This window comes from Thermomonas hydrothermalis (assembly GCF_900129205.1).
GTDB classification, from domain to species: domain Bacteria; phylum Pseudomonadota; class Gammaproteobacteria; order Xanthomonadales; family Xanthomonadaceae; genus Thermomonas; species Thermomonas hydrothermalis.
This window is the reverse complement of record NZ_FQUK01000013.1, coordinates 40,309-61,040: the sequence shown is the minus strand read 5'-3', so window position 1 is coordinate 61,040 and position 20,732 is coordinate 40,309. Positions and strand designations below refer to the sequence as shown.

Sequence of the window (20,732 nt, the reverse complement as noted above, 5' to 3'; positions counted from 1 at the left end):
AAGCGGGTGCTCTCCGATAACGGCTCCGAGTTCGAGGCCGACTTCTCCAAGGCGCTCGCCACGCAGGGGATCCAGCGCTGGTACACGTATCCCAAGACACCCAAGATGAACGCGCATGTCGAACGCTTCAATCGAACCGTGCAGGAGTCCTTCGTGGACTACCACGAAGACCTGCTCTTTACCGACCTGGATGCGTTCAACCAGCAGCTGGCCAACTGGCTCGTCTTCTACAACGCCGAGCGCCCCCACCACGCCCTCGGCCAGCGACCCCCGCTACACTTCCTGCTCCAGCACCAACCCGAGTGCCAAAGGTGGTGGACTCATACAGTGCATTGCATCCCGGCCCGTCGCCACATAGACTTTGTCCCCGCGCGGGTGTAGTTCAATGGTAGAACTGCAGCTTCCCAAGCTGCTAACGTGGGTTCGATTCCCATCACCCGCTCCAGTTCGATGCAATTGCTGTCACGAAAGGCGGCCCCTGACCGGGGTCGCCTTTTTTCGTAAGGGGACGGCGGTAGACTCGGACAGTCTTGGGACAACACGGGCAGATGCGGGGCGTGCATGAAACTGGCCATCCTGTCGCGCAACAGCAAGCTGTATTCGACCCGGCGCCTGGTCGAGGCCGCGCGGGAGCGTGGCCACAGCGTGCGGGTGCTGGATCCGCTGCGCTGCTATCTGCGCATCGCCAGCGACGGGTTTGCCATGCATTACAAGGGCAAGCCGATTGCCGGCTATGGTGCGGTGGTGCCGCGGATCGGTGCCTCGGTCACCCGCTACGGCTGCGCGGTGTTGCGTCAGTTTGAACTGATGGGGAGTTACACCCCCAACAGCGCCGCCGCAATCGCCCGTGCCCGCGACAAACTGCGCTGCCATCAGGTGCTGGCGGCAGAGGGGATCGGCCTGCCGACCACCGTGTTCGGTGACAACCCGGACGATACGGCCGATCTGCTGGCCATGCTGGGCCCGCCGCCGCATGTGATCAAGCTCAACGAAGGCACCCAGGGTGCGGGGGTGATGCTGACCGAGAAGCTTTCGGCCTCGCGTGCCGCAATCGAGACCCTGCGCGGGCTGTATGCCCATTTCCTGGTGCAGGAGTTCATTGCCGAGGCCAAAGGTGCCGACCTGCGCTGCTTCGTGGTCGGTGAAAAGGTGGTGGCGGCGATGCGGCGGCAGGCGCCGAAGGGCGATTTTCGTTCCAATCTCCATCGTGGCGGGACTGCCCGGCCGGTTCGGCCGACGCGGGCGGAGGCCGAGACCGCGGTCCGTGCGGCGCGCATCCTCGGCCTCAGGGTGGCAGGGGTGGACATGCTGCGCAGCCGGCGCGGTCCACTGGTGCTGGAAGTCAACTCTTCGCCGGGGCTGGAGGGGATCGAGACCGCCACCGGGATCGATGTGGCGGGTGCGGTGATCGACCACGTGGTCGCAATGGCAACCAGCAGAAAACGAGCAGCCAATGCGGTTTTAACGGATTCTTGATCGCACGCCGAGGACAATGCCCATGCCTGCCGCATTCCCCCCGGCAGGTATGCAGGGCGATGCTGATACGTTAGCCCGGTCGGGTTCCCGGCCGGGTTTTTTGTCTTCGCGGCCGGGAGACTGATAGGCCAGTCAGCGCCTGTGCCAGAATGGCTGCGGAACTGGCGGTTGCGGCGCTGGTCATACGGCAGGGCGCAGCGGGTGTGGCGCTCAGAACTGCAAGGAGAGGAAACCGGATGCGCATCCTGGTCATCGAGGACAATCCCGACATCGCCGCCAACCTTGGCGATTATCTCGAAGAGTGCGGTCATACCGTGGACTTTGCGGCAGACGGCATCACCGGCCTGCATCTGGCGGTGGTGCACGATTTTGATGCCATCGTGCTGGATCTGAATCTGCCCGGGATGGACGGCCTGGAGGTGTGCCGCAAGCTGCGCAACGAGGCGCGCAAGCACACCCCGGTGCTGATGCTGACTGCGCGCGATTCGCTGGAGAACAAGCTGGCCGGGTTCGAGTCCGGTGCCGATGATTACCTGATCAAGCCGTTTGCATTGCAGGAAGTCAATGTGCGGCTCAATGCGCTTGCCAGGCGTGGTCGCGGCCTGCCGGCGCGGGTGCTTAAGGTGGGCGATCTGGAATACAACCTCGACACCCTGGAGGTGCACCGCGAGGGACGCGCCATCCAGCTCAACCCGATCGCGTTGAAGATCCTGCAGGCCCTGATGGAAGCCTCGCCTGCGGTGGTGACCCGACAGGAGCTGGAAAGTCGCGTATGGGGTGAAGAACTGCCGGATTCGGATTCCCTGCGGGTGCATATCCACAGCCTGCGCGCCGCGGTGGACAAGCCATTTTCCCAGCCGATGATCCAGACCCGACACGGCATCGGCTACCGGATCGTTGCACCCGATGCCGAGCGTTGAGTCCGCCGGAGCGCCACGGCGGTCGCCCGGTCGGCGCCGCCTGCGCACCCGCATCATCGTTTCGTTCGTACTGCTCGGCTTCGGGCTGACCGCGCTGTTTGCGGTGGCAATGGTGCAGTTGCGCAACCGGCTGGAGAACCAGCTGATCGAAAAAACCCTGCAGCGCGAAGTGGACAACCTGGTGCGGCATGTCGAGACCAATCCCGACGAGCCGCCGTATTACCTGGTGTTCGATGCGCGTACGTTCAGCGATGACAACGCCTACAAGATCAACCCGCTCTATCGCAACCTGACGCCGGGCGTGCACGAGATTCGCGAACCAGACGCCAGTGGTGCGATCCAGGTGTACAAGGTGGCGGTCCGTCGCGGCATCAGCCGGGAGGGCAAACCCTTCACCAGTCTGGTGCGCTACAACGTCACCGATGCGGCGGCCACATCGGATCGTTTGACGCGCTGGCTGCTCGTGACGGTGCTAGCCTTCACCCTGTTCGCGCTGGTGCTGGGGTGGTGGTCGGCGGCGCGAGTGATGGCGCCGGTGTCAGATCTCGCACAACGGCTGCGCCGGTCTGGCACCAGTTCCGATCCGGAGTTGCTGGCGCCCCACTTTGCCGAAGACGAAGTGGGCGAGCTGGCCAAGGCACTGGACGATTACGCCGCCCGTCTCACCGAGGTCGTCCAGCGCGACCGTGAGTTCAATGCCGACGTCAGCCATGAGCTACGCACACCGCTGGCGGTGATTCGCGGCGCGGTCGAACTGTTGCTGGCCAAACCTGATCTGGATGATCGTACCCGTGCCCGCCTGCTGCGCATCCAGCGCGCCGAGCAGCAGTGCAGCGATTTGATTGGCGCGCTGCTGCTGCTGTCGCGCAATGAGCGCGGTGTTGGTCAGTGCGATGTGACCAAGGTGGCCCAGCACCTGTTGGACAGCCACCGCGCCCAGTTGGGTGGAAAGCCGGTGCAACTCCGGCTGGAGGGTGAGGCGACCTGTCCGCTCGATGTGCCCGAGTCGGCACTGGCGGTGGCGCTGGGCAATCTGATCGGCAATGCCGTCAAGTACACGCCGAGTGGCGAGGTCGTGGTGCGGGTGCATAAGGATGCGGTGGAGGTGATCGATACCGGCCCTGGGCTCAGCGCAGAGGACGCGGCGCGGTTGTTCGAACGCGGTTACCGTGGCACCCACGCCGGCCATTCGCAGGGCGGCGGGATCGGGCTTTCGATCGTGCGCCGGTTGTGCGCGCTGTATGGCTGGGAGGTGCAGGTGCGCCCGGGTGAGCACAAAGGCGTGGTGGCGATTCTGCGCTTTTGCTGATACGCGCGATTGAGCAGGGGACTGGAGTGGCGCGGCATAATAGGCCTTTCGGTTGACTGGAGAGCCGCATGTCCCTTGCTGCTGATGCGTCGTTGGCGTTTCGTGTCATCCCGTCCGATCACGCACGCAGCGAGGCCGAGCGTGACCGCATCCTGGCCGGTGAGCTGGGGTTCGGACGCTACTTCACCGATCACATGGTGGCGATCCAGTGGGATGCCGAGCGCGGCTGGCACGATGCCCAGGTGCGGGCGTATGGGCCGCTGGCGCTGGATCCGGCTGCAGCGGTGCTGCATTACGGGCAGGAAATCTTCGAGGGCATCAAGGCCTACCGACATGCCGACGGCTCGATCTGGACCTTCCGGCCGGAGGCCAATGCGCGCCGCTTGCAGCGCTCGGCCGCGAGGCTGGCGATGCCGCAGTTGCCCGAGGCGCTGTTTCTCGAGTCGCTGCGCCAGCTGATTGCGATCGATCATGGCTGGGTGCCGTCGGCACCGGAGAGCAGCTTGTATCTGCGTCCGTTCATGATCGCCACCGAAGCCTTCCTGGGGGTGCGGCCGGCGCGTGCGGCTGGCTATTACGTGATCGCAAGTCCTGCCGGTGCCTATTTCGCCAAAGGGCTGGCACCGGTCTCGATCTGGCTGTCGCGTGAGTATGCGCGTGCGGCCAAGGGCGGCACCGGGGCTGCCAAGTGTGGTGGCAACTACGCTGCGTCTCTGCTGCCGCAGCAGGAGGCGTATGCGAACGGTTGCTCGCAGGTGCTGTTTCTCGATCCGGTCGAGGGCCGCTATCTGGAAGAGTTGGGCGGCATGAACGTGTTCTTGGTCTATCGCGACGGTCGGCTGGTCACCCCCGCGCTGTCCGGCAGCATTTTGGAAGGCGTGACCCGCGACAGCATCCTGCAGCTGGCACGGGAACGTGGAATGCCGGTCGAGGAACGCCGCGTGGCGATCGACGAATGGATCGAAGGGGTGAGCTCGGGGGCGATCAGTGAGGTGTTTGCCTGCGGCACCGCGGCGGTGGTCACGCCGATCGGTCAGCTCAAGGGCAAGGATCTGGCCGTGGGCGATCCCGATGCGCCGATCGGCCCGGTGACACTGGCGATCCGGCAGGCACTCACCGACATCCAGTATGGTCGGGTGGCCGATACCCATGGCTGGATGGTGCGCCTGCGTTGAGCGCCCCCCGTCAACGCGACATTACGGGGTCAGCCACAGGCAGCCCAAGCGCCGGCGTACCCCCACGTGGACGTTGCGTGGATGCGCTGTATCGGTGTCCACCTGATCGATGCGAAGGCCGGTGATGGTGCCGCTGGTGGCATCGGATTCGGCTTGGATTGCGAGCACGGATCTTGCGGCGATGCGCTGCAGTCGGTCCAGGGTGGCATTGGCGGCGGCACCGCCCAGTCCGGCCCAGTCGTAGAGGCCCGCCAGCCGGTTGACATCGCCACTTTGCAGGGCCTGTTCCAGCGCCAGGATGAGATCTTGCAGGGTGCGTGCGCAGCCGGTTTGGCGGCTTGCGAGGCGGGCGCCGCTGCTGGGTGGTGCCGGCGGTGCGTGCGTTGCATTGAGATCGGCGCAGGCGCGATCGGTGTAGAGCCGGCTGCCGTCGGCAGCGATGCACTGGCGCACCTGCGCGGATGCAGGTAACGCAGTAAACAGCAAGCAAGCGATAAGAACGGCGCGCGGCATGGGCGCAGAGTATGCGCTCAGCTCAGCCGTTGCAGCACCGCCTGCACCGGGCGTGCCAGATTGAGGGTGTAGAAGTGCAGCCCCGGTGCACCGCCATCCAGCAGGCGGCGGCACATCGCCGCGACCAAGTCAGCGGCAAATGCCCGGATGCCGTCGTCGTCAGTACCAAAGCCGGCCATGCGGCGTTCGATCCAGCGCGGGATATCTGCCCCGCAGGCGGCCGAGAATCGGCGCAGTTGCGAGAAGTTGGAGATCGGCATGATGCCCGGCACGATCGGGATGGTCACGCCCAGCCGGCGCGCGTCCTCGACGAACTGGAAGTACGCGTCGGCGTTGTAGAAATACTGGGTGATTGCACTGTTGGCGCCGGCCTCGACCTTGGCCTTGAAATGACGCAGGTCGGTCTGGGCGTCGTCTGCTTGCGGATGCACTTCCGGATAGGCGGCGACCTCGATGTGGAAATGTTCGCCATGTTCTTCCCGGATCAACGCCACCAGATCACGGGCGTAGCGCAGATCGCCGCTGCGCGCCATTCCCGAGGGCAGGTCTCCACGCAGGGCGACGATGCGGTCGCAGCCCAGCGCACGGTATCGCTTGAGCAGGGTGCGGATTTCCTCCCGGCTGCCGCCGACGCAGGTGATGTGCGGCGCCCCGGCTACACCATGGAGGCTGCGCAGCCGCTGCACCGTTTCCGGGGTATGGCTCAAGGTGGATCCACCGGCGCCGAAGGTCACCGACATGAACTCCGGGCCATAGGCCTTCAGCTTGCGTACGGTCCGATCGAACTGCGCACGCTGTTCGTCGGTTTTGGGTGGGTAGAACTCGAAGCTGATCGGCTGCATGGGACGCCTGCTGGGTCAGAATGCTCCATTTTACATATCTCTTCATCAAGATGAAGATGTTTTATGTCGGCACTTGACGGCCCGTTCTGCCAGCCGCATGGTGGCCGCCGAGGAATCTCCGAGCACGCGATTCCCGTTGGCGACAGATGGCCGGCCGCGCATCAAGTAAGGGGGGCACCCATGACCGAAGGCCCGCACGCGGCGGATCTGCAGCGCGCCTCGCCGCGCTTGCAGCAGGAGCTGCGCGAGACCCTGCAGCGGTTTCGCCTGGGTGGGCCGTTTTATGTCCTGCTGTGGGGGCTTGCAGGCACAGCCAGCGGGCTGTGGACGCAGGCGCGGGACACGTTCCTGCTGCTGGGGCTGGCGTTTGTGCTGGTCAACCTGCTGCGTTTTCTGGTCAAAGGCTTGCCGGATGATGCGTCCGAGCGTGCGGTGCGGCAACGCCTGAACTGGATCTGGGCCGTGCTGTTGGGCAACTGCGCCCTGTGGGCGGGGGCGGTGTCGTGGCTGCTGCTGACCACGCCCAATGAAAGTGCACGCACGGTCGCTGCGATCAGCTCCTATGCATTTGCCACCGCCTTTGCCCACAACTTTCCGATGCGCCTGCGTGAGGCATTCATCGCGCTGGGGCTGCTCTACCTGCCCACGCTGGGGGCATTGATCGTCAACGGCTCGCGGTTCGAGCTGGTGGCGGTGAGCTGTTTGTACCTGCTTTACGTGAGTCTGGCGTTGTATCGAAGCCATGCCGAGTATCGGCAACGGCTCGATCTGGAGGATGAGTTGCGACGCCAGCGCGATCTGTTTGAGCAGCAAAGCTGGCGTGACGGGTTGACCGGCATTGCCAATCGGCGCAGGTTTTCCACAGTGCTGACGCATCGTTGCCGGCAGGCGCGTGCCGAGGGGACGCCGCTGGTCATGCTGCTGCTGGATCTGGATCACTTCAAAGCCATCAACGACCGGTATGGGCACGGCATTGGAGATGACTGCCTGATCATGTTCGCGCAGCGCCTGCAGGCAGCGTTCCCTGATGCCGGTCAGGCGCTGGTGGCCCGCCTGGGCGGGGAAGAGTTCGGAGTGCTGGTTCGCCAGCCGCTAGACGTGGTGATGCGTCGGGCCGATGCCTTCCGCGCGGCCTGGTCGGCCGTGCCATTGCAGCTGTCAGGGGTTGGCTTGAATAGCAGTGTCAGCATCGGTGCGGTCGCGTTCGATCCTGCCCGGCACCAGACGGGAGAGGCGCTCTACCGGGCGGCCGATGTCGGGCTCTACCGCGCCAAGGCGGCCGGGCGCGATGTGGTGGTCTGCGCGGATCAGCCGGACTGACGGTTGCCCTGAACGGACAACGGGCGCCTTGCGGCGCCCGTTGTGACATCCAGGAGGAGACGTGCTCAGTAGCGGTAGTGTTCCGGCTTGAACGGGCCGTCCACCGGGACGCCGAGATAGTCGGCCTGCGCCGGCGTCAGCTGGGTCAGCTTCACGCCGATCTTCTCCAGATGCAGGCGCGCGACTTCTTCGTCCAGCTTCTTTGGCAGCAGATAAACCTTGGGCTGATAGCGGTCGCGGTTTGCCCACAGATCGATCTGGGCCAGCGTCTGGTTGGAGAAGCTGTTGCTCATCACGAAACTCGGGTGGCCGGTCGCGCAGCCCAGGTTGACCAGGCGGCCTTCGGCGAGCAAGAAGATGGCGTGGCCGTCGGGGAAGGTGTACTTGTCCACCTGCGGCTTGATGTTGGTGCAGACGGCCCCGCTGGCCTTGAGGCGATCAACCTGAATCTCGTTGTCGAAATGGCCGATGTTGCAGACGATGGCCTGATCCTTCATCGCCTGCATGTGTTCCAGGGTGATGATGTCCTTGTTGCCGGTGGCGGTGACGTAGATATCGGCAATGCCCAGGGTGTCTTCGACCGTGGTGACCTCAAACCCTTCCATCGCCGCCTGCAGCGCGCAGATCGGGTCGATTTCGGTGACGATCACCCGGCAGCCGTAGGCACGCAGGCTGTGCGCGCTGCCCTTGCCGACATCGCCGTAGCCGCACACCACCGCCACCTTGCCGGCCAGCATCACGTCCATTGCGCGTTTGAGGCCATCGGCCAGTGACTCGCGGCAGCCGTAGAGGTTGTCGAACTTGGACTTGGTGACCGAGTCGTTGACGTTGATCGCCGGTACCAGCAGTTTGCCGGCCTCGGCTAGCTGGTACAGACGGTGCACGCCGGTGGTGGTTTCTTCCGACACACCCTTCCAGTCGGCGACGACCTTCGTCCAGAAGCCCGGGCGTTCCTTGAGGGTGCGCTTGAGCAGCGCCTTGATCACCTGCTCTTCATGGCTTGCCGATGGTGAGTTGACCCAGCTGTCGTCGCCTTGCTCGAGCGCGTAGCCCTTGTGGATCAGTAGGGTGACGTCACCGCCGTCGTCCACCACCAGCTGCGGGCCGAGGAAGCCGCCCTTGCCATCGGGGAAGGAGAGCGCGGCCAGCGTGCAGTCCCAGTATTCCTCCAGTGTCTCGCCCTTCCAGGCGAACACCGGTGTGCCGGACGCGGCGATCGCAGCGGCGGCATGGTCCTGCGTCGAGAAGATGTTGCAGGACGCCCAGCGCACGTCGGCGCCGAGGTCTTTCAGCGTCTCGATCAGCACCGCGGTCTGAATGGTCATGTGCAGCGAACCGGTCACGCGCACACCTTTCAGTGGCGCTTGCGGTGCGTACTTGCGGCGGATCGCCATCAGGCCGGGCATCTCGTGCTCGGCGATGTCGATTTCCTTGCGGCCCCAGTCGGCCAGGGAGATATCGGCGACCTTGTAGTCGTGGCTGGGCGTGGTGTGAAGCTGTGCGTTCATGGCGAACCTTCCGTGAGGGCAGTGGGAATGCAGTCACGGGCGCCGTTGTTTGGAAAGCCGAGCCTGGTCGCGAAAACACGATCGCAGCGCCCCTCGGCCTTGGCATTGTAAACCGGCTGCGAGGCGGGTGGCGCACTGCGGGTCAGCCTTCCAGTGCTTCCCAGCGGGCGTAGGCGGCATCCAGCGCGGCCTGTAGCGCCGCCAAGTCGGCGTTGGCATGCTGCTGGGCCGCACTGTCCTGCCGGTAGAACGCCGGATTCTGTATGGCGGTGATGCGACCGATGAAGCGTCGATGTGACTTGCGCAGACGGGCCGCATCGCTGCGGCCCGTCCGGGTGTTGCTGCGTTTGTGGTACGGCTTACTTCAGCTTCGCCGCCTTGCGCAGGGCTTCGGCCTTGTCGGTCTTCTCCCATGAGAACAGGGTGGCCTTCTGCTTTTTGCCTTCGCCATCGGTGTAGCTGATCTCCTTCGGCTTGCGACCGAAGTGGCCGTAGGTCGCGGTCGGCAGGTAGATCGGGTGTTCCAGATCCAGCATGCGGGAGATCGCATACGGGCGCAGGTCGAAGTGGGCGCGGATCAGCTTCTCGATCACCTCGTCGCTGACCTTGCCGGTGCCGAAGGTGGTTACCGAGATCGAGGTTGGCTCGGCCACGCCGATGGCGTAGCTGACCTGCACCTCGCACTTGTCGGCCAGGCCGGCGGCGACGATGTTCTTGGCCACGTAGCGGGCGGCATAGGCGGCGCTGCGGTCGACCTTGGACGGGTCCTTACCGGAGAACGCACCGCCGCCGTGGCGGGCCATGCCACCGTAGGTGTCGACGATGATCTTGCGGCCGGTCAGGCCGCAGTCGCCGACCGGGCCGCCGATCACGAACTTGCCGGTCGGGTTGATGTGCATCTTCGACTTCGGCAACGCAGCCAGCCACGCCTTGGGCAGCACCGGCTTGAAGATGTGCTCGACCACCGCCTCGACGATGTCCTTGTGCTTGATGTCCGGGTCATGCTGGGTGGACAGCACCACGGCATCCAGGCCGCTGACGACGCCATCTTCGTAGCGCAGGGTGACCTGGCTCTTGGCATCCGGGCGCAGCCACGGCAGCTTGCCGCTCTTGCGAACCTTGGCCTGCTGCTCGACCAGACGATGGGCGTAGTAGATCGGTGCCGGCATGAACTCCGGTGCCTCGTTGCAGGCATAGCCGAACATCAGGCCTTGGTCGCCAGCGCCCTGATCTTCCGGCTTCTTACGGTCCACGCCGCGGTTGATGTCGGGCGACTGCTTGCCAAGCATGTTGATGATGGCGCAGGTATGGCCGTCGAAGCCGACATCGGAATTGTCATAGCCGATGCCATTGATGATGCGGCGCGCCAGCTCCTCGATGTCCACCCAGGCACTGGTGGTGACTTCGCCGGCGACGATGGCGGCGCCGGTCTTCACCAGCGTCTCGCAGGCCACGCGGGCGTGCTTGTCCTGGGCCAGGATCGCATCCAGCACCGCATCGGAAAGCTGGTCGGCGATTTTGTCCGGATGGCCTTCAGAGACGGATTCGGACGTGAAGAGGTAGCTGGACATCGTCTATATCCTTGCATGCGGATGAAAAGATGGGCGCGAATGATACAGCGCCACGGCCAGAGATGCATCCTGCGTCCATTCCGGCGGCCAGTGTGTTGGGCGAACGTTAAGCGGTCGGGCGTCATCGCGCCGTCATGACGCTGCCATCGGGCTGTCTCGGCAGATGCGTAGGTTGCAGGCCAACGCCTGCGCTACCGACCGTTTGCAATGCTTCAGCTCGAACAGCGCCTGCAGCAGCGTTTCCCGCACTGGTTCCGCGGCCGACGCGCCGTCCTTGCCCGGCCGCTGTTGCGCGGCATCGCGCGCTGGTCGCGGCTTGACGAGGTCGATGCGTTCCTCGGTGCCAACCGTCATTTGCGCGGCTTCGACTTCGTGGCTGCGGCGATGCGCCATCTCGGCGCCGGCTATGTGGTGGAGGATGCCGACCGCGCGCGCATTCCCGCCCGCGGCCGTCTGTTGGTGGTGGCCAACCACCCTTCCGGCGCGCTGGATGCGCTGGCCTTGCTGGATCTGGTGGGGCAGGTGCGGCGTGACGTGCGCATCGTCGCCAACGATGTGCTGACCGCGCTGGACGGACTGGACGAGCTGTTGCTGCCGGTGCGTATCCTGGGTGGACGCCCGACCGTGGACAGTCTGCGCGCGATCGAGGCTGCACTGGCGCGCGAGGAGTGCGTGATTGTGTTCCCGGCCGGCGAAGTGTCGCGGTTGGGGCCACGCGGCATCCGCGACGGGCGCTGGCGGCGCGGCTTCCTGCGGTTTGCCCGGGCCTGCGCGGCGCCGGTGTTGCCGGTGCACGTGCAGGCCCGCAATTCGGCCCTGTTCTACGGGGCGTCGGCGCTGTTCAAGCCGGCGGGCACCGCGCTGCTGGCGCGCGAGATGTTCGCCCGCCGCACGCGGCGGGTGGTGTTGCGGGTTGGCACGGCACGCCTGCTGCCGACTGGCGTCGATGATGCCGTGCTGCTGCGCACGCTGCGCCGCGACCTGTATGCGCTAGGCGCACGGCGTCCGTCCGTCGGGCAGGATGCGCAGGTTGGCCCGCGGCTGGCGGTGGAAGCCGTGGCCGAGCCGGTGGCGCCGGCGCTGGTGCGGGCGGAGGTGGGCACGCTGCGGCTGCTGGGGCGCACTGGCGATGGCAAGGAGATCCGAGTAGGCACGTTGGCGGCGGGCTCGCCACTGCTGCACGAGATCGGTCGCCTGCGCGAGGCCACCTTCCGTGCGGTCGGGGAAGGTACCGGTCGGTCGCTGGATCTGGATGCCTGGGATAGTTGGTACGAGCACATCGTGCTGTGGGATGCCGCTGCCGACCGCATCGCCGGCGCCTACCGCGTTGCACGCGGCGCGCCGGTGCTGGCCGCGCACGGCCTGCGCGGTCTCTACACCGCCAGCTTGTTCGACTACGGCGAGGATGCACTGATACGCATCGCGCAAGGCATGGAGCTGGGGCGCAGCTTCGTGGTGCCAGCCTATTGGGGCAGCCGCAGCATCGACTATCTCTGGCAGGGCATTGGCGCCTACCTGCGTGCCTACCCAAAGGTGCGCTACCTGTTCGGGGCGGTGTCCATCAGCGCGGCGCTGCCGGCGGTGGCGCGCGAGCAGATCGTGGCCCATTACGCCCGTTGGCATGGCGGCCCGCCCGGCGAGGTGCGCCCGCGGCGTCCGTTCCACTACGAAACCGCGCCGTTGGAGGATGCCGCGCCGGATGCCGAGACCGCCTTCCGCATGCTGAAGAACAGGCTGGATGCGCTGGGCGTACAGGTGCCGATGCTCTACAAGCAGTATGTGGACCTGTGCGAGCCGGGCGGAGCGCGCTTTCTCGCCTTCGGCGTGGATCCCGATTTCAGCGACGCGGTGGATGGGCTGATCGAAGTCGATATCCAGCGGATGCGTCCGAAGAAACGGCAGCGCTATCTGGGTGATGAGGCCACGCCATCCCCGGCCGCGCAGGCGGTGGGCTAGGTGAACGCCGACGGCCCCGGCGACGGTGTTCCGGCGGGCCGTCTCGCCGCGGCCGCCCTGCGCCAGGCGCCGGCCGTGCGCCGCCGTGCGGTCTTTCTCTCCGACGTGCACCTGGGTGCGCGCCATTGCCACGCTGATGCGCTGGCCGACTTTCTCGCCAGCCTGCGCTGCGACCGGCTCTATCTGGTTGGCGACATCGTCGATCTGTGGTGGATCGCGCAGCGGCGGCTGCACTGGGGGGCGGCCCACCAGCGCGTGATCGAGGCGCTGCACGCGCAGCGCCGTGCCGGCGCGGAACTGGTCTACATCCCGGGCAACCACGACCGCCCCCTTCGCCAGCTCTGCGGCCTGGCGCTGCCGGCGATGCGGGTGCGCCGCCGCGCCATCCATGTCACTGCCGATGGCCGGCGTCTGCTGGTGGTGCACGGTGACGAGTTCGATGCGGTCACCCACTTCGGATCCCTGCAGGAGAAGATCGGCGACTGGCTGTACTACCGCCTGCTCACCGGCAACCAGTGGCTCAATGCCGTGCGCGGCCGGCTGGGGCTGCGCTACTGGTCGCTGGCCGATTTCCTGAAGTCGCAGAGCGGTGCGGCGGAGCGCTATATCATCCGCTACGTGCAGGCAGGACTGGACGCGGCGCGCCGGCGCGGCCTTGATGGCATCGTCTGTGGCCACATCCATCGCGCGGCGCTGGTTCAGCAGGATGGATGCATCTACGCCAACGACGGCGATTGGGTGGAAAGCCTGACGGCGCTGGTGGAGGAGTGGGACGGTACATTGCGGTTGCTGGAGCACGATGGCCGCGTGCTGGCCGAGCTGCCGCCGCGCCGCCCTGTCGTGGCCGATGCGATGGTTGTTCCCCGCGCCGCCTAGCGAGCAACGCTGCCGTTGACGGACACGGCGTGATATTTGTCACGCATGGACTCCGTGACCCATCTGTTCTACGGCGGCGTGATCGCCGCCGCCATCGCGCCCCGACAGGATCGCCGCGCCGCATTGCTGGCGGGCATGGCGTTGAACACGTTGCCGGATCTGGACGTGCTGCCGCTGCTGCTCAGTGACGATCCGGTGGTGCGCATGACCTGCCACCGCGCAGCCACCCATTCCTGGCTGGTGCTGCCGCTGGTGGCCTGGGCGATCTGGGCGTTCTTGCGACGACGTGGCGGTCGGGTGGAGCAAGCACCGAGGCGCTGGTGGTGGGCGATCTTTGCGTGTCTGATGGCACATCCGCTGCTGGACAGCTTCACCATCTACGGCACGCAGTTGCTGTGGCCGCTGCCGGTGCGGCCCCTGATGTGGGGCTCGTTGTTCATCGTCGATCCGTTGTTCACGCTGCCGTGGCTGCTGGCGTTTGCAGTCGCGTGGGTGGCGCGCGACAGGCCGCTGGCGAAGCGCGCATTGCTGACCGGCATGATGCTGGGCGTGGGCTATCTGGGCTGGTCGTTGGCGGCGAAGTTCGCGGTGGAGCGTGCGGCGGCCCGCTCGCTGGCAACACTCGGGCTGGCGGATGCGCCGCGCTTCTCGGTGCCGATGCCATTCACCACGCTGCTGTGGCAGGTCACTGCGATGACGCCGACCGGGTTCGTCACCGGTGAGCGTTCGCTGGTCGCTGATCGTGGTCCGATGCATTTCACGGCCTATCACTCGGACACGCAGGCCCTGCGCGCGGTTGCCGGATGGCCGGTGGTGCAGCGTCTGGCCTGGTTCAATCACGGTTTCATGAAGGCGCAGATCCGCGATGATCTGCTGGTGCTGTCTGACCTGCGCATGGGGTTGGAGCCTGACTACACCTTCAATTTCGCGGTTGCACGGCGCGAGGGCGGGCAGTGGCGGCCGCTGACGCCACCCGAGCAGCTGCGGTATCCGTGGCAGGCGACCCGCCGTCTGCCGGAGGTGTGGGAGCGGATCTGGCGAGCGCCAGCGAGCGATCAGGCCGCGTCCGGCAGTTCCGGCGACACGCCCGCCGCCAGCGCAGCGAAGTAGTCGCGGGTCAGTCGCTGCTGCTCCTCCGCGGTCTGTGCGCGGTTGACCACGGCGCGGAATGCCGCGTTCTCCGGCTGGTCCTTGGCATACCAGCCCAGATGCTTGCGAGCGATGCGCACACCCGCCTCTTCGCCATAAAAGGCATACAACGCCTGCAGGTGCTCCAGCAAAATCCGGCCCACCTCGGCAGATGAGGGGGCCGGCTGCAGGATGCCAGTGGCCAGGTAGTGGGCGATCTGCCCAAGCAGCCATGGCCGTCCCTGCGCAGCGCGCCCGATCATCACCGCATCGCAGCCGGTGGCTTGAAGCACCGCATGTGCTTTTTGCGGAGAGTCGATGTCGCCATTGGCGATCACCGGGATTTTCAGCATCGCCTTGACGGCGGCGATGGTGTCGTACTCGGCCTGGCCGGTGTACATCTGGTCGCGGGTGCGGCCGTGGATGGCCAGCGCGGCGATGCCTGAGTGTTCGGCAATGCGGGCGATTTCCAGCGCATTGCGATGCTGGGCGTCCCAGCCGGTTCGGATTTTCAGCGTCACCGGCACGTCCACCGCCTTCACCACCGCCTCGAGGATGCGCGCCACCCGCACCGGGTCGCGCATCAGCGCGCTGCCGGCCCAGACGTTGCAGACTTTCTTGGCCGGGCAGCCCATGTTGATGTCGATGATCTGTGCGCCGTGCGCGACGTTGTAGCGTGCCGCCTCGGCCATCCGTTCCGGCTCGGTGCCGGCGATTTGCACGCTGATCGGTTCCGGCTCGCCGTCATGATCCATCCGATGCCGGGATTTGGCGGTGTTCCAGAAGCGTGAGTCGGAGATGGTCATTTCCGAGACCGCAAGCCCCGCACCCAGCCGTTTGCAGAGCAGGCGGAACGGTTTGTCGGTGACGCCGGCCATCGGCGCGAGGATCACCGGCGGGTCGATCCGATAGCGGCCGATCTGCATGGCAATGCTGTTTAGCCGCCAACGACCAGGCGCGGCATGGCCAGCGCGGCGCCGGGATGTTCGGTCGAACGGGCCGCATAGCGCCCGGCAAACCGAACATGCTCCTCAAACGGCTGGGCGGGGCATAAGGCCAAAGCGGCGGCCAGGGCACCGCTGAAGGCATCGCCTGCGCCGGTGGTGTCCACCGCCTGCGCTGGTTCGGCGGGCACCCGATAACAGGCGTGACGATCACCGCGCAGGGCCGATTCCGGGTGAGAAACGAAGCAGCCGCTGGCCCCCAGGGTGACCACCACCGTCGCCTGCGGGGCCAGGGCCCGGCACAGGGCGTGCAGCCGGCCCTGGTCGAGCGTGGCCACATGATCGGCGGCGATGCGTTCGCCGACATGGCGGGCCAGCAGCGCGGCGAACTCGGTTTCGTTGGGGGTCAGCAGATCGGCCTGGTCGAGCAGGGTGGCGTCGATGGCCACATTGGCCGGCGCCGGATTGAGCAGGGTGGTGGCACCGGCGGCGCGCGCGCAGGCCAATGCGTGCGCCACCGCAGGCAACGGCGACTCCAGTTGGGCCACCAGCACGTCGCCTTGCGTCAGGCCGTGCAGCGCTTCGGCGACGAAGTCAGGCGTCAATGCCGCGTTGGCGCCAGGGCCGATGACGATGCAGTTGCGGCCTTCGCCATCGACGAAGATGCCGGCGGTACCGGTGGGGGCCTGCGTGGTGCAGGCGCGCAGATCAATGCCTTCGTCGTCGCACAGGGCATGCGCCTGCTGTGCCGCGGCATCCGCGCCGAGCGCACAGACGAACCGCACCATGGCGCCGGCACGACGGGCGGCCACGGCCTGGTTGAAGCCCTTGCCGCCAGGCCCGCAGGCGTAGTCGCCGGCCAGGGTGGCGCCGGGCGGTGGCAGCGTGGCCACGCGCCAGACGTGGTCGAGATTGAACGACCCGACGACCGCGACGTGTGCCATCAAGGTTGCCCCACATCGGTGGCGCCATGCACCGGGACGACTTTGTGCGGGTCATGGCGATGTTTGAACAGCGGTACGAACGTGACCGCCATCGCCAGCGAATACAGCGCAAACGTGGTCCAGATGCCGTGCCAGTCCTTGGCGCCGCTGGCGTCGGTGAAGAACCGGTCGATCATCCAGCCGCTGATCGCACTGCCCAGCACGGCGCCGATGCCGTTGGTCATCAGCATGAACAGGCCCTGCGCGCTGGCGCGGATCTTCGGATCCGCCTGCTGCTCCACGAACAGTGACCCGGAGATGTTGAAGAAATCGAACGCCATGCCATACACGATGCAGGACAGGATGATCATCCACAGACCGCTGCCGGGGTTGCCATAGGCAAACAGCCCAAAGCGCAGGAACCAGGCGATCATGCTGATCGTCATCACCGTCTTGATGCCGAAGCGCTTGAGGAAGAACGGGATGGTGAGGATGAACAGGGTTTCGCTGATCTGCGAAATCGACATGATGATGGCCGGATACCTGACCGCCAGCGCATCGGCATAGGCCGGGTCTTTCTCGAACTCGCCCAGGAAGGTGCCGCCATAGGCATTGGTCAGTTGCAGGGCGGCCCCCAACAGCATGGCGAAGATGAAGAACACCGCCATATTCCGGTCCAGCAGCAGCCGGAACGAGGTCAGACCCAGGGCATCCAGCAGCGAGCGATGCGTGTCAGTGCCCAGGCGCGGTGGTGCCGGCGGCAGGGTGAAGGCGTACAGGCCCAGCACCAGTGCCGCGCCGGCGGCGACATAGAACTGGCCGGGCGATTTTTCCAGCCCCAGCAGGCTGGTCGTCCACAGCGCGGCGATGAAGCCGATCGTGCCCCACACCCGGATCGGTGGGTAATCGCGGATCACATCCAGCCCGTTCTGCTTGAGTGCGTTGTAGGCCACCGTGATCGCCAGCGAGATGGTGGGCATGTAGCAGAGCATGGTGGCCAGGATCAGCCAGAAAAACTGGTTGGGATCGGCGGCCTGAGGCAGCAGGCAGAGCAAGACCGCTCCCAGGATGTGCAGGACGCCGTACAGCCGTTCGGCGTTGATCCAGCGGTCGGCCACGATGCCCATCAGCGACGGCATGAACAAGGCCGAGATGCCCATGGTCGAGAAGATCGCGCCGAAACTGGTGCCTGACCAGCCTCGGTTTTCGAACCAGTAGCGGCCGATGGTGATCAGCCAGGCCCCCCAGATGAAGAACTGGAGGAAATTCATGATGGTCAGGCGCAGTTTCAGGTTCACGGGAGCTCCCACAGCCGATGGCGCCCGGATGGCGCCTGCCGGCGCAGGGTAGTCAGCGCAGCTGGACTCGGCAAGACGGCGGCGGTCACCGCTCCCGTGCCACCACCCGGTTGCGGCCTTCCAGCTTGGCCTGACGCAGGCGCAGGTCGGCACGCCGCAATAGCTGGGAGAGATCGGGGCCGTCATGCGGCCAGCAGGCAATCCCGGCGCTGAAGGTCAGCCGGATCGGAGCGGCATCCGAGGCGGGCCGGAAGGGGGATGCGGCCAGTTCCCGCCGCAAGGCATCCATCCGCTCCCAGGCGCGGCCGGCCGGCACAGGCATGACCAGCACGAACTCTTCCCCAGCCAGCCGGACCAGCCAGTCGTGTGGCTCCAGTCCCTGTTGCAGGATCTGCACCACGTGCCGCAGTGCACGATCCCCGGCGGCGCGGCCGGCCTCGTCATTGACCCGGTGGAAGCCATCCAGATCCAGCAGGCAGAGCGACAGTGAGCAGCCACTCGTGCGGGCGCCGTCGGTCAGGCTTGGGAACCGGTGCACCAGCAGGGTGCGGTTGGGAAGCCCGGTCAGGCCGTCGTTGCCGGACAGCTCCACCAGCCGTTGCATGCGGAACACCACGGTGGCGGTGATGGCAGTGGCAATGGCCAGCAGCAGTTCCCGCTGCAGGACCGTGGATAGCCGGGCGGTGCCGTAGTCGATCGACGTCAGCCGTTCGGGTGAGTCCACCAGGGCGAACACCAGCGCCGCCAGCGTTCCGTATTGCAGGATCGCCAGGCCCCCGGCAAACAGGGTCAAGCGGCCGTCATTGCGCAGCGCGGTCATCAGAATCGCAAACAGGTAGAACGCCCAGACCACCATGCTGTTGAGCCCGGCGGCCGGTGAATCCCGCAGCAGCAGCCCCAGCACCAGGGTGGTCAGGGTGATGTCGTAGGCGGTGGTCAGCCATGGCAGCCAGCGCAGCCGTCGTGGTGGGCGCGCCAACCACAGCCAGAGCTGGGAGAACGCGATGGCCAGCAACGCACCCAGCAAGCCGGCAGTTCCTTCCGCAGGTGAGTATTCCCCGGTCAGGATGTTGAGCAGCGGAAGTCCCAGCAGCACCAGCGACAACAGCGCACGCAGCTTGGCCACCAGCAGTTCGCCGCCGGCGCCGATTTCCAGCATCAGCGTATCCGGCGGGGTGCGCAGGCGTTGCCAGAACTCCGCTCCGATCATACCAATCCCAGCCCTCTCTGCCCGGCCGTCATCGGCCTGTCAGCGATTGTTGCAGAGCAAACGTCATGACTGGACGGGAGCGGCCAGCAGCGCCCATAGCCCCAGTGCCAGGAAGACCAGCGCGGCGGTGATCCGTGCCGCTTTCAGCGGCAGGCGGTCGGCAAAACGGTGGCCGAGCAAGACCACCGGCACGTTGGCCAGCAACATCCCGACGGTCGTCCCTGCGACCACCTGCCACAGCGGCGAATACTTGGCCGCCAGCAGGATCGTGGCCACTTGGGTCTTGTCGCCGATTTCGGCAACAAAAAACGCAAGCGTGGTGGCGATGAAGGCGCTGTGGGCCGGCAGGGCTTCGCTGTCGTCGAGGGAATCGGGCTTGAGCGTCCACAGGGCGATCCCGATGAAACTGACGGCGACGACCCAGCGCAGCACCTGCGGTGTCAGCCAGTGCGCTGCCAGTGCCCCGAGGCCGCCGGCCAGGGCGTGATTGAGCAGCGTGGCAACGAGAATTCCGGCCACGATCGGCAGCGGGCGGCGGAAGCGGGCGGTCAACAGCAGCGCCAGCAGTTGTGTCTTGTCCCCGATTTCGGCGAGGGCCACCGTGCCGGTGGAAACGAGTAAGGCGTCCAGCATGAACAAAGCTCCGGGCCGGGCGCATTCGCGAAGGACGCGAAGGCAAATGCCACGGCGCCCGGCCGGGTGCGCGGCATCGCCTTCGGTCTTGCCCGTGCCGTCCCGGTGGACGGCATCGCACGCCATGGCGTTGCGGCCAAGCATGTTGACGTGCGGGCCGCAGGTGGATCCCGCGGCGGGCTACTCCCCGGAGGAAGAGGGTGGCTATTAGACCACACCGCATCCTGGGGCAGATAGCCGGCGCGGTTGGATTGGGCACGTCGGAGAGTTCCGTCGGCGATGGCTGGCCGCAGGCTGACAACGCCAGGATGGCGTTGTTCAAATCGTCCCAAACGGGGCGGGCCAATCCATCTCGCCCGCATCTGCGCAAAGAGCAGATTCAATCAGCAGTTGTCGAGTGTTGTCAGCGAGACATCCTGGGCGCTGACTGACAGCAGTGAGCCTTGGGTGTACCAGTCACCCAGCACGATGCGGGTGCGGCCGTTGCCTTCGTCGTGAATGGCCGGGCGGTGGGTATGGCCGTGGATCATGCGCGGCACACCGAAGCGTTTGAACCAGTCCTGCACGGTGGCCGGGGTCACATCACCGATGGTTTCTGCCATGCCCTGTGCCTGCAGTTCGCCATGGCGGGCCTGGCTTGCGGCGCGTGCCTGCTGCGCAAACGCCAGCCGTGCAGCCAGTGGCTGCGCCAGAAACTGTGCCTGCCAGCGCGGATCCCGGGTCTGGGCGCGGAATTGCTGGTAGGCGGTATCAGCGGTGCAGAGCAGGTCGCCATGCAGCAGCAGGGTCGGTGTGCCGTACAGATCCACCACGGTCGGGTCGTGCAATAAGGTCATGCCGCAGCGGGCGGCATAGTCCGCTCCAAGCAGAAAGTCGCGGTTGCCGCGGATGAATGCCACCGGGACGCCGGCGTCGGTGAGTGCGCGCAGGTGTCTGGCGACCAGCGCCCCAGGGTCAGAGGGATCATCGTCGCCAACCCAGGCTTCGAACAGGTCGCCCAGGATGTACAGCGCATCGGCCTGGCGTGCCGGGCCTTCGAGAAAGCGGGCAAACAGCGCGGTGATCTCCGGCCGGGCCGCGTCCAGATGCAGGTCGGATATGAACAGGGTCGCCATTGCCGGGATTGTAAG

At 66.0% G+C, this 20,732-nt stretch carries 20 protein-coding genes, 1 tRNA gene and 1 riboswitch; of the genes, 10 read left to right on the top strand and 11 right to left on the bottom strand.

Features of this window, described 5'->3' with window-relative positions:
• From BUA29_RS05370 to BUA29_RS05345, 6 genes are all read left to right on the top strand, one after another.
• Window positions 1-381, top strand: a 381-nt coding sequence (locus BUA29_RS05370) for an integrase core domain-containing protein (protein ID WP_143148817.1), incomplete at its 5' end; no start/stop codon positions are given.
• A tRNA-Gly gene (locus BUA29_RS05365) sits at window positions 372-445 on the top strand. The genes BUA29_RS05370 and BUA29_RS05365, both read left to right, overlap by 10 nt.
• A 116-nt stretch (window positions 446-561) precedes the next feature.
• The gene (gene rimK, locus BUA29_RS05360) at window positions 562-1,476 is read left to right on the top strand and encodes a 30S ribosomal protein S6--L-glutamate ligase (RefSeq protein WP_072755585.1); all 915 of its coding nucleotides are present in this window, start codon (window positions 562-564) and stop codon (window positions 1,474-1,476) included.
• 236 nt (window positions 1,477-1,712) lie between these two features.
• A complete protein-coding gene (locus BUA29_RS05355; protein WP_072755584.1) occupies window positions 1,713-2,396 on the top strand; it encodes a response regulator transcription factor in 684 nt (227 codons plus the stop codon).
• Window positions 2,383-3,705: a sensor histidine kinase gene (locus tag BUA29_RS05350; RefSeq protein ID WP_072755583.1), complete on the top strand. Its 1,323-nt coding sequence runs from the start codon at window positions 2,383-2,385 to the stop codon at window positions 3,703-3,705. The genes BUA29_RS05355 and BUA29_RS05350 overlap by 14 nt, the downstream gene beginning before the upstream one ends.
• Before the next feature lie 68 nt (window positions 3,706-3,773).
• Window positions 3,774-4,880: a branched-chain amino acid aminotransferase gene (locus BUA29_RS05345; protein ID WP_072755582.1), complete on the top strand. Its 1,107-nt coding sequence runs from the start codon at window positions 3,774-3,776 to the stop codon at window positions 4,878-4,880.
• 21 nt (window positions 4,881-4,901) lie between these two features.
• Here BUA29_RS05345 and BUA29_RS05340 read toward each other — a convergent pair whose 3' ends face one another.
• Both BUA29_RS05340 and metF read right to left on the bottom strand, forming a co-directional pair.
• Entirely contained in the window at window positions 4,902-5,366 is a 465-nt protein-coding gene (locus tag BUA29_RS05340) for a hypothetical protein (protein WP_143148816.1), read from the bottom strand.
• 44 nt (window positions 5,367-5,410) lie between these two features.
• Window positions 5,411-6,235 carry a methylenetetrahydrofolate reductase [NAD(P)H] gene (metF, locus tag BUA29_RS05335; RefSeq protein WP_072755580.1) on the bottom strand — a complete coding sequence of 275 codons (825 nt, stop codon included), beginning with the start codon at window positions 6,233-6,235 and terminating at the stop codon, window positions 5,411-5,413.
• A gap of 180 nt (window positions 6,236-6,415) precedes the next feature.
• Between metF and BUA29_RS05330 the strand changes: the two genes are divergently transcribed.
• Window positions 6,416-7,555, top strand: coding sequence for a GGDEF domain-containing protein (locus tag BUA29_RS05330; protein ID WP_072755579.1), 1,140 nt, complete (start codon window positions 6,416-6,418; stop codon window positions 7,553-7,555).
• A 65-nt stretch (window positions 7,556-7,620) separates the two neighbouring features.
• Here the strand turns inward: BUA29_RS05330 and ahcY are convergent, their stop codons facing one another.
• From ahcY to metK, 3 genes are all read right to left on the bottom strand, one after another.
• Window positions 7,621-9,063 carry an adenosylhomocysteinase gene (ahcY, locus tag BUA29_RS05325; protein WP_072755578.1) on the bottom strand — a complete coding sequence of 481 codons (1,443 nt, stop codon included), beginning with the start codon at window positions 9,061-9,063 and terminating at the stop codon, window positions 7,621-7,623.
• 30 nt (window positions 9,064-9,093) lie between these two features.
• Window positions 9,094-9,164: riboswitch (S-adenosyl-L-homocysteine riboswitch) on the bottom strand.
• A 41-nt stretch (window positions 9,165-9,205) separates the two neighbouring features.
• On the bottom strand, window positions 9,206-9,328 hold the full coding sequence (locus tag BUA29_RS05320; RefSeq protein ID WP_245770515.1) for a hypothetical protein: 123 nt from the start codon (window positions 9,326-9,328) through the stop codon (window positions 9,206-9,208).
• A 94-nt stretch (window positions 9,329-9,422) separates the two neighbouring features.
• Window positions 9,423-10,634 carry a methionine adenosyltransferase gene (metK, locus tag BUA29_RS05315; protein ID WP_072755577.1) on the bottom strand — a complete coding sequence of 404 codons (1,212 nt, stop codon included), beginning with the start codon at window positions 10,632-10,634 and terminating at the stop codon, window positions 9,423-9,425.
• A 207-nt stretch (window positions 10,635-10,841) separates the two neighbouring features.
• Between metK and olsF the strand changes: the two genes are divergently transcribed.
• Genes olsF through BUA29_RS05300 form a run of 3 tightly spaced genes read left to right on the top strand, consistent with a single transcriptional unit; the run spans window position 10,842 to window position 14,576 of the window.
• A complete protein-coding gene (olsF, locus tag BUA29_RS05310) occupies window positions 10,842-12,590 on the top strand; it encodes a bifunctional ornithine lipid synthase OlsF (RefSeq protein WP_178137893.1) in 1,749 nt (582 codons plus the stop codon).
• A gap of 57 nt (window positions 12,591-12,647) precedes the next feature.
• Window positions 12,648-13,466, top strand: coding sequence for a UDP-2,3-diacylglucosamine diphosphatase (locus BUA29_RS05305; RefSeq protein WP_072755591.1), 819 nt, complete (start codon window positions 12,648-12,650; stop codon window positions 13,464-13,466).
• Window positions 13,467-13,511: 45 nt separating this feature from the next.
• Complete coding sequence (locus tag BUA29_RS05300; protein ID WP_072755576.1) at window positions 13,512-14,576, top strand: metal-dependent hydrolase; 1,065 nt, start codon at window positions 13,512-13,514, stop codon at window positions 14,574-14,576.
• Here BUA29_RS05300 and dusB read toward each other — a convergent pair.
• From dusB to BUA29_RS05270, 6 genes are all read right to left on the bottom strand, one after another.
• Window positions 14,522-15,520, bottom strand: a complete 999-nt coding sequence (dusB, locus tag BUA29_RS05295) for a tRNA dihydrouridine synthase DusB (RefSeq protein WP_072755575.1) — start codon at window positions 15,518-15,520, stop codon at window positions 14,522-14,524. The genes BUA29_RS05300 and dusB overlap by 55 nt on opposite strands.
• A gap of 11 nt (window positions 15,521-15,531) precedes the next feature.
• Window positions 15,532-16,482: a ribokinase gene (locus BUA29_RS05290; RefSeq protein WP_072755574.1), complete on the bottom strand. Its 951-nt coding sequence runs from the start codon at window positions 16,480-16,482 to the stop codon at window positions 15,532-15,534.
• On the bottom strand, window positions 16,482-17,759 hold the full coding sequence (locus BUA29_RS05285; protein WP_072755573.1) for a nucleoside permease: 1,278 nt from the start codon (window positions 17,757-17,759) through the stop codon (window positions 16,482-16,484). Before BUA29_RS05285 ends, BUA29_RS05290 begins: the two co-directional genes overlap by 1 nt.
• An 85-nt stretch (window positions 17,760-17,844) precedes the next feature.
• Window positions 17,845-18,969, bottom strand: coding sequence for a GGDEF domain-containing protein (locus BUA29_RS05280; protein WP_072755572.1), 1,125 nt, complete (start codon window positions 18,967-18,969; stop codon window positions 17,845-17,847).
• A 63-nt stretch (window positions 18,970-19,032) separates the two neighbouring features.
• Window positions 19,033-19,602 carry a TMEM165/GDT1 family protein gene (locus BUA29_RS05275; protein ID WP_218587158.1) on the bottom strand — a complete coding sequence of 190 codons (570 nt, stop codon included), beginning with the start codon at window positions 19,600-19,602 and terminating at the stop codon, window positions 19,033-19,035.
• Between the two features lie 383 nt (window positions 19,603-19,985).
• The gene (locus BUA29_RS05270) at window positions 19,986-20,717 is read right to left on the bottom strand and encodes a UDP-2,3-diacylglucosamine diphosphatase (RefSeq protein ID WP_072755571.1); all 732 of its coding nucleotides are present in this window, start codon (window positions 20,715-20,717) and stop codon (window positions 19,986-19,988) included.
• Window positions 20,718-20,732 lie beyond the last annotated feature (15 nt).

Bases quoted from the DNA above. Each gene is read 5' to 3' on its own strand.
- BUA29_RS05270 (WP_072755571.1), bottom strand. From the start codon at position 20,717: ATGGCGACCCTGTTCATATCCGACCTGCATCTGGACGCGGCCCGGCCG.
- ahcY (WP_072755578.1), bottom strand. From the start codon at position 9,063: ATGAACGCACAGCTTCACACCACGCCCAGCCACGACTACAAGGTCGCC.
- BUA29_RS05300 (WP_072755576.1), top strand. From the start codon at position 13,512: ATGGACTCCGTGACCCATCTGTTCTACGGCGGCGTGATCGCCGCCGCC.
- dusB (WP_072755575.1), bottom strand. From the start codon at position 15,520: ATGCAGATCGGCCGCTATCGGATCGACCCGCCGGTGATCCTCGCGCCG.
- metK (WP_072755577.1), bottom strand. From the start codon at position 10,634: ATGTCCAGCTACCTCTTCACGTCCGAATCCGTCTCTGAAGGCCATCCG.
- olsF (WP_178137893.1), top strand. From the start codon at position 10,842: ATGCTTCAGCTCGAACAGCGCCTGCAGCAGCGTTTCCCGCACTGGTTC.
- BUA29_RS05330 (WP_072755579.1), top strand. From the start codon at position 6,416: ATGACCGAAGGCCCGCACGCGGCGGATCTGCAGCGCGCCTCGCCGCGC.
- rimK (WP_072755585.1), top strand. From the start codon at position 562: ATGAAACTGGCCATCCTGTCGCGCAACAGCAAGCTGTATTCGACCCGG.
- BUA29_RS05280 (WP_072755572.1), bottom strand. From the start codon at position 18,969: ATGATCGGAGCGGAGTTCTGGCAACGCCTGCGCACCCCGCCGGATACG.
- metF (WP_072755580.1), bottom strand. From the start codon at position 6,235: ATGCAGCCGATCAGCTTCGAGTTCTACCCACCCAAAACCGACGAACAG.
- BUA29_RS05275 (WP_218587158.1), bottom strand. From the start codon at position 19,602: ATGCTGGACGCCTTACTCGTTTCCACCGGCACGGTGGCCCTCGCCGAA.
- BUA29_RS05345 (WP_072755582.1), top strand. From the start codon at position 3,774: ATGTCCCTTGCTGCTGATGCGTCGTTGGCGTTTCGTGTCATCCCGTCC.
- BUA29_RS05290 (WP_072755574.1), bottom strand. From the start codon at position 16,482: ATGGCACACGTCGCGGTCGTCGGGTCGTTCAATCTCGACCACGTCTGG.
- BUA29_RS05355 (WP_072755584.1), top strand. From the start codon at position 1,713: ATGCGCATCCTGGTCATCGAGGACAATCCCGACATCGCCGCCAACCTT.
- BUA29_RS05350 (WP_072755583.1), top strand. From the start codon at position 2,383: ATGCCGAGCGTTGAGTCCGCCGGAGCGCCACGGCGGTCGCCCGGTCGG.